We start from the raw sequence: 12941 nt of genomic DNA, 5'->3' as shown, positions 1-12941 counted from the left end.
AGAGGCGGGACCACGGTGGCGAAGGGCCCGGGACGCGACCAGCGCGCGCCCATGGAGCGGCTGGTGCGGATCGCGGCGGTGCTGCGGGCCGCGGGCCCGGCCGGCGTGCCGCGCGACCGGCTGCTCGAGGTGGCCGGCTTCGACGGCGCCGACGCGCCGACCCAGCTCAGCCGCGAGCTGCGCAACCTCAACCGCCTCGGCTGGCTGATCGACAACGTCGCCGACGCCGGTGACGACGCGCGCTACCGGATGACCACCGTCGACAACCGGCTGCGCGTCCGGCTGACCCCCGAGCAGCAGACCGCGCTGCGCCGCGCCGTCCTGCTCGCCGACCGCGACGACCTCGTCGAGCGGCTCGGCCTGCCCGCCGAGGCCCGGCCGGCCGAGGTCGCCGCGCCGGGAGCCTCCGTCGAGGGGACGACGAGCGGCGCGCTGTCCGAGGTGGTCCGCGCCGTCCGCGACCGCTGCGTGCTGCGCTTCGGCTACAAGGGCGTCGCCCGGGTCGTGCACCCCGAGTCGCTGCAGACCCGCAACGGCGGCTGGTACCTCCGCGGCGTCGAGGATGCCGCTGTCGCCGAGGGCGGCCCGGTGAAGACGTTCGTCGTCGACCGGATGGCCGAGCCCGAGGCCGGCCCCGCGGGCTCGGCATCCCTCGTCGAGCCGGTCCGCCATGCCGGCCTGCACCCGATGACCTGGCAGCTCGACCCGCCGGTCGACGTCGTGCTGCGCACCCCCGCGCGGTTCGAGCCCGACGTGCGCCGATGGCTGGGGGAGCCCCGCGCCGTCACGGCCGCGGACCCCGGTCCCGGCAGCGAGGACGTGCTGCTGACCTACCGGGTGACCAACCGCGAGGCGCTGCGCGCGCGGCTCTACGAGCTCGGCACGCGGGTGCGCGTGGTCGGACCGCCGGAGGTCCGCGACGAGCTCGTCGCCGCGCTCGCCGCGGCGGCCGGGATGGAGCCGCCCTCATGAGCACCGTGCCGCAGTACGCCACCCGGATCGCCCGCCTGCCGCGGGTCTTCGAGCGCCTCGCCGCCCACCCCGACGGGCTGCCGCTGGCCGAGCTCGCCGCCGAGCTCGACGTCCCGGCCGCCGAGCTGCGCGACGACCTCCTCGCCTTCTACACCGCCGACGTCTCCGCCGACTGGCTGCTCGGCCTGACCCGGCCCGACGTCCTGGAGTTCCTCGGCCCCGACGGCTCGGACGTCGACCCGGCCGAGGCCGAGATCGTGCGCTTCGTCGAGGAGACCGGCGAGCTCGGCGTCGAGTACGTCGACGCCGCCGAGCTCGCCCTGGTCCACACCGCCGCCCTCGCGCTGCTCGACCTCGAGCCCGACAACGCCGACCTGGCGGGCGCCATCGAGGTGCTCACCGAGACCCTGCTCGGCGCCCCCGGCGACCTGCCCCGGGTCTCCGACGCCAACCGCTCGCTGCCGCTCCTGCAGGAGGCCCGCGAGAAGCGCCGGGCCGCGCGCATCGTCTACTCCCGGGCCTGGCAGCCCGGCGTCTCCGAGCGCGAGATCGAGCCCTACCGGCTCGTCCAGACCCGCCGCGGCTGGGAGGTCGACGCCGGACCGGCCGACGAGCACGGCCGGCTCCGCACCTACCTGCTCTCGAACATCCGCGACGTCACCCTCCTCGACCGGGAGTTCGCCGTCCCGGACGACCTGGGCGACGTCCTCGCCGCCCAGCGCGCGACCACCACCGTCCGCGTCCTGCTGCCGCAGGAGGCCCGCTGGGCCGCGGACTTCTACGCCGAGCACGTCACCCTCGTCCAGGACGACGAGGAGTCGGTCGTCGTCGACCTCGACCTGCTGCCGCCGCTGGAGCGCCGGGTCGGCCGCCTCCTGCTCGCCGCGGGGCCCGCCGCCTTCGTCGTCGAGCCGGCCGCGCTCGCCGACGCGGGCGTCGTCCTCGCCGAGGAGCTGCTGGTCCACCACGCGGGTTAGCACCGCTGTCGGTGCCGCTGTCGGTGCCGTGGCCTAGAGTTGTCGATGAGTGGCTCAGGACGGGGGCCGCGCCCGGGTCCGTGGCGACCCCGCAGCCAGGAGGTCTCCTGTGCCCCCGCAATCCCAGGTCCTCGTCGAGCTCACCGAGGGCGCCGTCCCCGGACTGCTCCTCAAGACCAATGCCGACGGCAGCTCCGCACTCGTCACCTACGAGCAGGACGGGCACGTCGCGACGTCGTGGGTCCCCGTCGAGAAGGTGCGGCTGCTGGAGGCCTAGCCGCCGGGCGGGTTTAGCCGCGGGGTTGTGTCGGACCCTCCTGATCTAATACGGGTATGACTTCGACAGCGCTTCTCGCCGGCCTCCGGGCGGAGGTGCGCGGGCGCGAGGAGTCGGTGGTTCGCGAGTGGGCGGGCGTCGTGGAGTGGGCCGCGGGCAACGTGGTTCGGGGCTCAGAGGGCGCCGCAACCATCCACGACGGCTTCGTCGACACGGGTCTCCCGATCGCCGGCGAGGGTGCCCCGCTCGTGTCAGAGTTCGCGCTCATGGAGCTCATTGCCGTGCTCGGCCGCTCCCCTGACGGCGGCCGGGTCTATGTCGGCCGGGTGCTGGAGTGTGCGTGGCGCCTGCCGCAGGTCTACGCCTCAGTGGTCGCGGGCCGGCTGGCGCCCTGGCGCGCCGAACGGATCGCCGAGGCCACCCGGCCCCTCTGCCCTGAGGCCGCCGCCTTCGTCGACCGCCAGCTCTTCAACGCCACCGGAGTCGGCTGGGCGCAGCTGGAGCGGTTGATCGCGGAGGCGGTCATCCGGTTCGACCCCGAGCGCTACGAGGCCGAGCGTGCGGCGGCGAGCGACCATCGCTACGTCGAGGTCGGCGCCCCCGACACCAACGGCCTCGTCTCAATCGACGGCCTCCTCGACGCCGCCGACGGCGCGGACCTGGACGACGCGATCAGCCGCCGCGCGACCCTGCTCGGCCGGCTGGGCAACGAGGCGAGCCTGGATGTGCGCCGCTCCCAAGCCCTGGGCGACCTCGCCCGGAACGACCTCACGCTCGACCTCGGCCCCGACGCAGCCCCAGCTCGCCGGGCCGTCCTGAACCTCCACATCACCGACACGACCCTCGCGGGAAGCAACCCAGTCGGCCGCTGGGACCAGACCCCGATCAGCGCCGAGCAGATCCGTGAATGGCTGGCCCAGCCGTGCATGTCAGTGCTGGTCCGCCCGGTGATCGACGTCGCCGGGCATGTGCCGGTGACGGCCTACGAGATCCCGGACCGCCACCGCCAGCAGGTCGAGCTCCGCGACCACACCTGCCGCTTCCCGTACTGCACCCGGCCAGCGATGCGTTGCGACCTCGACCACGCCCGACCCCACAACCGAGGCGGGCCGACCTGCCCCTGCAACCTCGTCCCTCTCTGCAGGCGCCACCACCGGGCCAAGACCCACAGCACGTGGCGCTACCAGGTCACCCAGATCGGCACCTATGTGTGGCGAAGCCCGTCGGGCTTCCGCTTCGAGGTGAATCACCGAGGAACTCACCAGCACGACCGCGCGGATGATGCCGACGACCCCGAGCCAGGGGTGTACCGGCAACAACCCGACACCCACTGATCACCGCATCCAGGTACCTCGACCACTGCGGCGCGTCACCACGCCATCAGTAAAGAAAACCCCGACCCGAGCAGACCTCAGGCGCAGACCTCAGGCGCAGACCCGCAGCCCCTCAGTTCTTCTCCGCAAGGAACTGCTCCGTCGCCGAGTCGACGATCTCCTGCGCGATCGCGCGCAGCTTGATGTTGCTCGTCGACGAGGCGCGGACCAGGAACTGGAAGGCGCGGTCCTCGGGGATCCGGTAGCGCTCCATGATGATCCCGACGGCGGTGCCGATCGCCTGGCGCGAGGCGACGGACTCGTTGAGCTGGTGCTCGTGCCGGGCGCGGCCGAGCGCGATCGCGGCGTGGGCGGCGAAGAGCTCGGCGAGCTGGACGGCGTCGGGGTCCACGCCGGGCTTCCACGAGTAGAAGTTGAGGCCCCCGAGGGTGCCGTCGTCGGTGTAGAGCTGCAGTCCCATCTGGGCGTGCAGGCCGAGCCGGCGGACCTCGTCGACGTAGCGGGGCCAGCGGTCCTCCTTGTCGACGTCGTCCATGACGGTCACGCCGCCGTGCCGGATGGCGTCGTAGCAGGGGCCCTCGGCGAGCTTGTACTGCAGCTCGTCGACCTCCCAGACGAGCTGGCCGGTGCCGGCCCGGGTCTCGATGGTGCCGTTGCTGTGGGTGATCGAGATGCCGACGTGCTCGAAGCCGGGCACGGTCTGCTGGGCGGCGCGGACGATCGCGTCGAGCGTGTCGTCCAGCGATCGGTGGCTGTTGATCGCCTGGGCCGCCTCGGTGAGGGCAGACGCGATCATGGTGCGGTCAGGGGTCAACTCGATCCTCCTCGGTGGGCTCCCGCTGGTCAGTACCCGCAAGCGGCCGGTTCAGCCCGTCGGGCGGTAGAGGCAGGCGAACCACCGCTGCCCCTGGATGTAGGCGGTCGTGCTCGGCGGCAGCACGAAGACGTCGAAGTTGCCGCGCTCGCGCTCGCCCTTGCCGTCGAGGTAGCTGCGCAGGTGCGGGCCGGTGCACGTCGACCGCACCGTCGGGTCGGCGTCGATCGCGTCGGCGGTGACGTCGGTGGTGGCGTCGTCGAGCTGCCCGGTCTCGAAGACCTCCCACGGACCCTCGGGGCAGGTTCCGCTGCTCGCGCTGAGCGCCTGGCCGATCTGCTGGACGCCGCTGTAGCAGGTGCCGAGCTCGGGCGCGCCGGTCAGCGGGTCCGCGTCCGCGTCCGGGGTCGGTGCGTCGCTGCTGCCCGCCGCTGCTGCCGGTGGTCGCGGGTCGGCCGAGCCGCCGCTGTCGGGCGCGAGCAGCAGCCCGCCCAGGCCGCCGAGCACGAGCCCTGCGACCGCACCGGCCACGGCGAGCGGCCAGCGCCGCCGCGGCGTCCCGGGGGAGGCCGACGCCGACGCCGGCGCCGCTGCGCCCCGCAGCTGCGTGAAGCTCGCCTCCGGTCCGCCCACGACGAGCCCGCCGCTGCCGACCCCGGGCCGGATGGCGCGCAGGGCGTCGTGGAGCTGGCGGGCGGTGGGATAGCGGTCGGCGGCGTCGTACGCCGTCGCGGTGCGGATGACGTGCATCAGTCCCGCGCCGTCGGGCAGCCCCGGGTCGGGCAGCTCGCTGCGCAGCCCGGCCAGGATCTCCTCGACCGAGGCCGGCCGCCCGTCGGTGCTGCGTCGCGGGGAGGCGCCGGTGATCATCGCGTGGAGCGTCGCGCCCATCGAGAAGACGTCCGACTGGGTGGTCGGCGGTGCCGCCGCGAAGGCCTCGGGAGACGCGTACGCCGGCGTGAGCGCCTCGAGGCTCACGGAGAGGTCCTGGCCCGGCTGGGGGAGCGCGGCGAGACCGAAGTCGGAGAGCCGCGGCGTCCCCCAGGCGTCGATGAGGACGTTGCCGGGCTTGAGGTCGCGGTGCAGGATCCCCGCCTCGTGGGCGGCCGCCAGCGCGCTCGTCACCGCGAGGCCCACCTCGATCGCCTCGTCGACCCGCAGCGGCCCGTGCGCGTCGAGGTACGACGCCAGGCTGCCGTTCGCGCACAGCTCCATCACCAGGTAGGGCCGGTTGTCGTTCGTGACGCCCACGTCGATCAGCGAGACCACGTGCGGGTGCCCGCTGATCCGGCTCACCGCCGTCGCCTCGCGGACGAACCGGCGCCGGTTCGTGTCGTCGTCGACCACCCGGTTGTCGATCTTCACCGCGACCTCGCGGTCGACCGCGACCTGCCGCCCGCGCCAGACCTTGGCGAACCCGCCGCGGCCGATCTCGTCGACCAGGTCGACGCCCGGGACGATCAGCGTGTGCTGGGTCGGCGGGCCGTCGTACGGAGGCGGCGGCGGGGGTGGCGGAGGAGGGGGTGGCTGGGGGTCCACGGCCGCATCGTAGTGACGTGATCGGAGAACGACGAAGGCCGGGTGACCTCGCGGTCACCCGGCCTTCGTCTGGTGTTGTACGCCATCAGGGACTCGAACCCCGAACCCGCTGATTAAGAGTCAGCTGCTCTGCCAATTGAGCTAATGGCGCTTGCGTCGAACGCGAGAAGAAACGTTACCAGCGTACGTCCGCACCAGCGAAATCGGGACCCACCTCAGCGTGATTCGAGCACCGCCTGGGCGGCGTTGTGACCGCCGAGACCGGACACGGCGCCGCCCCGGCGGGCGCCCGATCCGCAGAGCAGGACGGCGGCGTGGTCGGTCTGCACGCCCCAGCGCTCGGCGGGGGTGGCGAGCCGGGCATGGGCCGGGGCCCAGGGCCAGTCGAGGTCGCCGTGGAAGATGTGGCCGCCGGGCATGGCGAGGTCGGCCTCGATCTCCTGGGGGATCTTGGCCTCGATGCAGGGGTTCCCGTCGGCGTCGCGCAGGACGACGGAGTCGATCGGCTCCTCCAGGACGGCGTCGAGCGCGGCGAGGGCGCGGCGGACGGCCTCCGCCTTGGTCGCCTGGGGGTCCTCGTCGAAGAGGTGCGCCGGCGTGTGCAGGCCGAAGTAGGTCAGCGTCTGCGTGCCGGGCGGGACGTCGCCGAGGATCGACGGGTCGGTGAGCGAGTGGCAGTAGACCTCGCCGGGCAGGGGGTTCGGCAGCTCGCCGCGGCGGGCGGCGGCCCAGGCGACCTCGAGGTCGGAGGCCGCCTCGGCGAGGTGGAGGGTGCCGGCGAAGGCGACCTCGGGGTCGATCCCGGAGCGCAGCCGCGGCAGCCGGGACAGCAGCAGGTTGATCTTGAGCTGGGCACCCTGCGGCTTGGTGGCCGGGTCCTCGCCCTCGCCGAGGAGGATCCGCAGCACCCACGGCGCCACGTTCGCCAGCACGGACGACGTCTCGACCGTGTGCTCCCGCGAGCCGTCGTGCCAGGTCACCGCGGTGGGCTCGCCGGGCCGGATGGAGCTGACCCCGGCGCCGGTCACGACGGTCGCGCCCGCGTCGACCGCGGCCCGGGCCAGGGCGTCGGTGACCGCGCCCATGCCGCCGACGGGCACCCGCCACTCGCCGGTCCCGTTGCCGATGAGGTGGTAGAGGAAGCAGCGGTTCTGGATGAGGCTCGGGTCGTGGATCGAGGCGAACGTGCCGATCAGCGCGTCGGTCGCGACGACGCCGCGGACCAGGTCGTCGCGGAAGCGCCGCACGATCGCGGTGCCGATCGGCTGCTCGACGACGTCGCGCCACACCTGAGGGTCGACCTGGGCGCGCAGGCCGGCGTCGGTGGCCAGGGGCCGGGTGAGCGTCGGTGCGACGGCCCGGGCGAGCCCGGAGACGCCCTCGTAGAAGGACCGCCAGGCGTCGTACTCGTCGTCGGAGCCGGTCAGCGCGCGGAAGGACGCCCGGGTGGCCTCGCCCTCGTCGCGCTCGACGAGCAGGCCGTGCGTCCGGCCGCCCCGCGTCGTCGGCGAGTACGACGCCGTGGCCCGGCTGACGAGCGCGAGGTCGAGGCCGAGGTCGTCCTGGATCTGCTGGGGGAGCAGCGAGACGAGGTAGGAGTAGCGCGAGAGCTGGGTCGGGAACCCGGCGAACGCCTGCGCGGAGACCGCCGCGCCGCCGACGTGGTCGAGCCGTTCGAGGACCAGGACGGAGAGCCCGGCCCGGGCCAGGTACGCGGCGGCGGTCAGGCCGTTGTGGCCGGCACCGACGACAACGACGTCGTAGCGGTTCATGTCCCGACCCTAGGGACTCCGGGGGCCTGCGGGAATGCGCCACGCGGTGTTATGGTTGACACGGCAACCAATTCGACCGACCACCACCCGGAGGTGGATGTCATGCCCGCGATCACCGTCGACGACCTCACCGTCCTGCCCCGCCTCACCAGCCCCGGCCTCGGCGACCAGCCGCGCCCCGTCTGGCAGGTGACCACCGCGCCGCAGGGCTACGAGGGGGAGGGCTTCCCGGTCCGCCGGGCGTTCGCCGGCATCGACATGCGCCACCTCGACCCGTTCATCATGATGGACCAGATGGGCGAGGTGGAGTACGCGCCCGGAGAGCCCAAGGGCACCCCCTGGCACCCGCACCGCGGCTTCGAGACCGTCACCTACATCATCGACGGCACCTTCGACCACCAGGACAGCCACGGCGGCGGCGGCACCATCACCAACGGCGACACGCAGTGGATGACGGCCGGCAGCGGCCTGCTCCACATCGAGGCCCCGCCGGAGTGGCTCGTCCAGCAGGGTGGCCTGTTCCACGGCATCCAGCTCTGGGTGAACCTCCCGCGCGACTCGAAGATGAACGACCCGCGCTACCAGGACATCCGCTCCGGCGAGGTCGCCCTGCTCACCGGCGAGGACGCCGGCGCGCTGGTGCGGGTGATCGCCGGTGAGGTCGACGGGCACACCGGCCCGGGATCGACGTACAGCCCGATGACCCTGGTGCACGCCACGCTCGAGCCCGGTGCCCGCCTCGACCTGCCCTGGCAGGTCGACTACAACGCGCTCGTCTACGTCCTCAACGGCTCCGGGAGCGTCGGCGCCACCGAGCCGAGCCCGGTGCACACGGGCCAGACCGCGGTCCTCGGCGCGGGCGACTTCCTCACGATCACCGCTGACGAGAAGCAGGAGAGCCGCTCGCCGAAGCTCGACGTCATCGTCGTCGGCGGCAAGCCGATCAAGGAGCCCATCGCCTGGGCCGGGCCGTTCGTGATGAACACCAAGGCCGAGGTGATGGCGGCGTACGAGGACTTCCAGAAGGGCCGGTTCGGGCTGCCGATCGGCGGCTGAGTCAGAGCTCCTTCTCGAAGAAGGCCTCGGCGTAGGGGTTGTCGTTGTAGCGCTCGATCCGGCGGTAGCCGGACCGCTCGTACATGGCGATCGCCTCGACCAGGGTGCCGTTGGTGTCGAGCACGGCCCGGCGGTACCCCTGGTCGACGGCGAGCGCCTCGAGGTGGCGCAGCATCCGCGCGCCGAGACCGGCCCCGCGCCAGTCGTCGTGCACCCACATCCGCTTGATCTCGGCGGTCTCGTCGTCGAGGACCGGCCGGATGCCGCCGTACGCGACGGGCTCGCCGTCCGACATCGCGACGACGTACGTCGCCCCGGGCTCCGGCGCGTCCGGCCCGCCCGTGTCGAAGCCGCCGGGGAGCCGGGCGTCGAGCTCGTCGAAGTAGCGCTGCGTCGCGACCCGCGCGACCGGGTCGTCCGAGGCCACCTCGCGCAACCGGACCGTCGCGGCCCGCACCAGCAGGTCCGCGGTCGCCAGGGCCTCGGCCAGGCGCTCCTGCTGGCGCGCGGTGAGCGGGGCGACCAGGGACGCGGCCCGGTCCTCGGAGCGGCGCTCGAGGTCGTCGTACGCCGTGCGGCCGGCGGGCGTCAGCCGCACCACCCGCCGGCGCCGGTCGTCTTCATCGGGCGCCGTCGCCACGAGCCCCTCGGCCTCCAGGCGCCGCAGCAGCCGCGACAGGTGCCCCGAGTCGAGGTCGAGCCGGTCCCGCAGCACCCGGACGCTCGCCCCCTCGTCGTTGCCCACCTCGAACAGCAGCCGCGAGGCCGCCAGCGGCCGCCCGGTCCCCAGGAACGAGTCGTCGAGGACGCCGATGCGCTGGGTGTAGGTGAGGTTGAAGCGGCGGACGACGTCGACGATCATTCTCTGACTTTAGTCAGAGGATCTGGCCGTTGTCGATCCGCGGTTCACCTCGATCGTCATCGCGTCGCCCTGGGCGTGGTGTTCGCCGCCTGCGGCGTGATCACGCTGCTCCACGGTCGACGACGGTGCCCAGCTGCCCGCGCATCTAGGGGCCCGGACCACGAGAAAGCCCCACCTGCGTCTCCGCAGGTGGGGCTCTTGGGGTGAGTAACGGGACTTGAACCCGCGACATCCGCGACCACAACGCGGCGCTCTACCAGCTGAGCTATACCCACCATCGACTCTCGAAGAGCCGGGGACGAGTGTAGAGGCTACCGCCCGCGAACCAGGAATCGGTGCGAGCTCAGGGCGCGCCGAGCCCGGTGATCGAGCCGCCGTGGCGGGCCGCGGCGGCCTTGGCGGCGTCGCCGTCGGGGCCGGGGAGGGGCACGAAGACGGTGTCGCGGTAGTAGCGCAGCTCCTCGATGCTCTCCTGGATGTCGGCGAGCGCGCGGTGGTTGCCGCGCTTGGTGGGCGCGTTGAAGTAGGCGCGGGGGAACCAGCGCTTCGACAGCTCCTTGATCGAGGAGACGTCGACGATCCGGTAGTGCAGGAAGGCGTCGAGGTCGGCCATGTCGCGGGCGACGAAGCCGCGGTCGGTGGCCACGGAGTTGCCGGCGAGCGGGGGGCGGCTGTCGGGGCCGCAGTGCTCGCGCAGGTAGGCCATCACCTGCTCCTCGGCCTCCTGCAGGGTGACGCCGTTCTCGAGCTCCGCGAGCAGGCCGGAGGTCTCGTGCATGCTCCGGACGAAGGGGATCATCTGGTCCAGCGCCTCGGCCGGCGGCTTGATGATGACGTCGACGCCGTCGCCGAGCACGTTCAGGTCGAAGTCCGTCACCAGGGCGGCGACCTCGATGAGCGCGTCGTTCACCAGGTCGAGCCCGGTCATCTCGCAGTCGATCCAGACCAGTCGTTCGTTCACGAGGGTGCACCTTACGCCGTCTCCCCGTCGACGCCCCGGTTCTCAGCAGCCGCTCAGCGGGGACCGTTAGCCTCGGCGGCGTGAGCGGAGCACTGGCCTGGGTCGGTCTGGTCGCCCGGGTGGTGACCGGTGGCGTCTGGATCGTGGCCGGCGCGCTCAAGATCACCGAGCCCGACGCGAGCATCGCCGCGGTCCGCGCCTACCAGCTGCTGCCGTCGTCGGTGGCCGAGACGGTCGGCATCGCGCTGCCCGCGATCGAGCTGGTGGTGGGCCTGGCGCTCGTGCTCGGCGTGCTGACCCGTGGCGCCGCGCTGATCTCGGCGCTCCTGTTCGTCGCGTTCATCATCGGGATCTCCTCCGTGTGGGCCCGCGGCATCGAGATCGACTGCGGCTGCTTCGGCGGCGGCGGGTCGAAGTCCGGTGCCGCGTCGGCGTACCCCTGGGAGATCGCCCGGGACGCCGCGCTGCTCGCCGCCTCCCTCTTCGTCGCCTGGGTACGACGTACCCGGCTGTCCCTGGATTCCCTGTTGTTCGACCGGCGCTCCGAGAGCGCCCCCGAAGGAGCTGTTTAGCCGATGTCCTCCAACTCGAAGGCTTCTGCCCGCGCGCAGAAGGCCGCCGAGATGCGTGCCGCCCAGAAGAAGCGGGAGACGCGTCGCCGGATCCTCACCATCGGCGGCGTCGTCGTCGTGATGGCGCTGATCATCGGCGGGTCGATCGGCGTCAGCCTGCTCAACAAGAAGGAGGTCAAGGCGGCCGCGGCCGGCTCGAGCGCCTACGGCGTGACCATCGGCAAGAAGGATGCCCCGCACTCGGTCGTCATCTACGAGGACTTCCTCTGCCCGTTCTGCCGCCAGCTCGAGTCCGCGACGCGCAGCGACCTCGAGAGCCTCGCCGCCGACGGCAAGGTGTTCGTCGAGTACCGCCCGTTCGACCTGCTCAGCCAGGGCACCGGCTCGGACTACCCGATCCGCGCGGCGGGCGCGTTCTCGATCGTGCTCGACAAGTCCGGGCCCGAGATCGCCAAGAAGTTCCACGACCTGCTCTACGAGAACCAGCCCTCCGAGCAGAACCCCGACGTCGTCACGGACGCCGACCTGGTCGCCCTCGCGGTCAAGGCCGGGGCGAGCGAGAGCGACGTCAAGGCCGCCATCGAGGCCGGCGAGGGTGCCGACTGGGTGACCAAGGCGACCAAGGAGGCCCACGACAGCGGCGTCAGCAGCACCCCGACGGTGCTGCTCGACGGCCAGCTCTTCCAGGACGGCCGGACCATCGACGACATCGCGAAGAACCTCGTCGCGGCGGTGGACTGACCGGAGCCGGGGCGGGCTGGCAGGATCGTCGTGTGCTGAACGACTTCATCGCCGGCCTGCCCAAGGCCGAGCTCCACGTCCACCACGTCGGGTCGGCGTCGCCGCGGATCGTCTCCGAGCTGGCGGCGCGCCACCCGGGCACCGTGCCGGCCGACCCCGAGCTGCTCCGGGACTTCTTCGCCTTCCGCGACTTCGCGCACTTCATCGAGGTCTACCTCGCGGTGGTCGACCTGGTCCGCACGCCGGAGGACGTCCGGTACCTCACCTACGAGATCGGCCGCGAGCTCGCCACCGGCCAGGCGGTGCGGTACGCCGAGCTGACGTGCACGCCGTACACGTCGGTGCTGCCGGACGACCCCGAGCGGGGGATGGCGATCGAGGCCTACACCGAGGCGATCGAGGACGCCCGGGTCGCGGCCGAGCGCGACTTCGGCCTGGTCCTGCGCTGGATCTACGACATCCCGGGTGAGTCGGGGCTGCCTGCTGCCGACGCCACGCTCCGGTTCGCGCTCGACCACGCGCCCGAGGGCCTGGTCGGCTTCGGGCTCGGCGGTCCCGAGATCGGCGTGCCGCGCGAGCAGTTCATCCCGCACTTCTCCGCCGCGCGCGCCGCGGGCCTGCGCTCGGTGCCGCACGCCGGCGAGACCACCGGCCCCGAGACGATCTGGACGTCGCTGCGCGACCTCGGCGCGGAGCGGATCGGCCACGGCACCTCCGCGGCCGCCGACCCGGCACTCCTCGACCACCTCGCCGAGCACCGGATCCCGCTCGAGGTCTGCCCGTCGTCCAATGTCGCCACCCGGGCGGTCGCCTCGCTCGACGAGCACCCGCTGCCGCGGTTCGTCGACGCCGGAGTCCTGGTCACGATCAACTCCGACGACCCGCCGATGTTCGGCACCACGCTCAACCGCGAGTACGAGATCGCGGCCGGCCTCCTCGACCTCGACGCCGCGGGCGTGGCCGACCTGGCCCGGGCCGGCGTCGCCGCGTCGTTCGCCTCGGACGACGCCAAGGCGCGGCTGACCGCCGAGATCGACACCTACGCGGCCGAGGAGGCCTGAGCC

13 protein-coding genes and 2 tRNA genes are annotated in these 12941 nt (G+C 72.8%); 8 read left to right on the top strand and 7 right to left on the bottom strand.

The annotated features are described in order from the left end of the window. Nucleotides 1–15 precede the first annotated feature (15 nt). The 4 genes from BM223_RS11790 (at nt 16) to BM223_RS11780 (ending at nt 3560) form a co-directional block, all read left to right on the top strand. Nucleotides 16–972, top strand: coding sequence for a WYL domain-containing protein (locus tag BM223_RS11790; RefSeq protein WP_141267469.1), 957 nt, complete (start codon nt 16–18; stop codon nt 970–972). Next, nucleotides 969–1949: a helix-turn-helix transcriptional regulator gene (locus tag BM223_RS11785; protein ID WP_038677693.1), complete on the top strand. Its 981-nt coding sequence runs from the start codon at nt 969–971 to the stop codon at nt 1947–1949. The genes BM223_RS11790 and BM223_RS11785 overlap by 4 nt, the downstream gene beginning before the upstream one ends. A gap of 109 nt (nt 1950–2058) precedes the next feature. Beyond that, nucleotides 2059–2226, top strand: coding sequence for a hypothetical protein (locus BM223_RS28950; protein ID WP_158510185.1), 168 nt, complete (start codon nt 2059–2061; stop codon nt 2224–2226). Between the two features lie 56 nt (nt 2227–2282). Beyond that, nucleotides 2283–3560, top strand: a complete 1278-nt coding sequence (locus BM223_RS11780) for an HNH endonuclease signature motif containing protein (RefSeq protein ID WP_038677695.1) — start codon at nt 2283–2285, stop codon at nt 3558–3560. Between the two features lie 112 nt (nt 3561–3672). Here the strand turns inward: BM223_RS11780 and BM223_RS11775 are convergent, their stop codons facing one another. The 4 genes from BM223_RS11775 to BM223_RS11760 all read right to left on the bottom strand — a co-directional run bounded on the left by BM223_RS11775 (nt 3673) and on the right by BM223_RS11760 (nt 7685). Continuing rightward, nucleotides 3673–4374 (bottom strand): GAF and ANTAR domain-containing protein, encoded by a 702-nt coding sequence (locus BM223_RS11775; protein ID WP_141267187.1) that lies wholly within the window; start codon nt 4372–4374, stop codon nt 3673–3675. A gap of 51 nt (nt 4375–4425) precedes the next feature. Continuing rightward, on the bottom strand, nt 4426–5913 hold the full coding sequence (locus BM223_RS11770; RefSeq protein WP_052138367.1) for a serine/threonine-protein kinase: 1488 nt from the start codon (nt 5911–5913) through the stop codon (nt 4426–4428). Nucleotides 5914–5991: 78 nt separating this feature from the next. Further along, a tRNA-Lys gene (locus BM223_RS11765) sits at nt 5992–6064 on the bottom strand. A gap of 64 nt (nt 6065–6128) precedes the next feature. Further along, complete coding sequence (locus BM223_RS11760) at nt 6129–7685, bottom strand: phytoene desaturase family protein (RefSeq protein WP_038677698.1); 1557 nt, start codon at nt 7683–7685, stop codon at nt 6129–6131. Between the two features lie 102 nt (nt 7686–7787). On the opposite strand from BM223_RS11760, the gene BM223_RS11755 reads away from it, so the two are divergent. Then, a complete protein-coding gene (locus BM223_RS11755) occupies nt 7788–8741 on the top strand; it encodes a pirin family protein (RefSeq protein ID WP_038677700.1) in 954 nt (317 codons plus the stop codon). Between the two features lies 1 nt (nt 8742). Here BM223_RS11755 and BM223_RS11750 read toward each other — a convergent pair whose 3' ends face one another. From BM223_RS11750 to orn, 3 genes are all read right to left on the bottom strand, one after another. Beyond that, a complete protein-coding gene (locus BM223_RS11750) occupies nt 8743–9603 on the bottom strand; it encodes a bifunctional helix-turn-helix transcriptional regulator/GNAT family N-acetyltransferase (RefSeq protein WP_038677702.1) in 861 nt (286 codons plus the stop codon). A 199-nt stretch (nt 9604–9802) separates the two neighbouring features. Continuing rightward, nucleotides 9803–9878, bottom strand: a tRNA-His gene (locus BM223_RS11745). 68 nt (nt 9879–9946) lie between these two features. Then, complete coding sequence (gene orn, locus BM223_RS11740) at nt 9947–10564, bottom strand: oligoribonuclease (RefSeq protein WP_038677704.1); 618 nt, start codon at nt 10562–10564, stop codon at nt 9947–9949. An 80-nt stretch (nt 10565–10644) separates the two neighbouring features. Between orn and BM223_RS11735 the strand changes: the two genes are divergently transcribed. Genes BM223_RS11735 through BM223_RS11725 form a run of 3 tightly spaced genes read left to right on the top strand, consistent with a single transcriptional unit; the run spans nt 10645 to nt 12938 of the window. After that, the gene (locus BM223_RS11735; protein WP_038677706.1) at nt 10645–11136 is read left to right on the top strand and encodes a MauE/DoxX family redox-associated membrane protein; all 492 of its coding nucleotides are present in this window, start codon (nt 10645–10647) and stop codon (nt 11134–11136) included. Nucleotides 11137–11139: 3 nt separating this feature from the next. Continuing rightward, a complete protein-coding gene (locus tag BM223_RS11730; RefSeq protein WP_038677708.1) occupies nt 11140–11877 on the top strand; it encodes a DsbA family protein in 738 nt (245 codons plus the stop codon). Between the two features lie 32 nt (nt 11878–11909). Then, nucleotides 11910–12938, top strand: a complete 1029-nt coding sequence (locus BM223_RS11725) for an adenosine deaminase (RefSeq protein ID WP_235319203.1) — start codon at nt 11910–11912, stop codon at nt 12936–12938. Nucleotides 12939–12941 lie beyond the last annotated feature (3 nt).

The sequence above is a fragment of the Pimelobacter simplex genome, assembly GCF_900114845.1.
Lineage (GTDB): Bacteria > Actinomycetota > Actinomycetes > Propionibacteriales > Nocardioidaceae > Nocardioides > Nocardioides simplex.
This window is presented reverse-complemented; position numbering and strand designations above follow the sequence as displayed.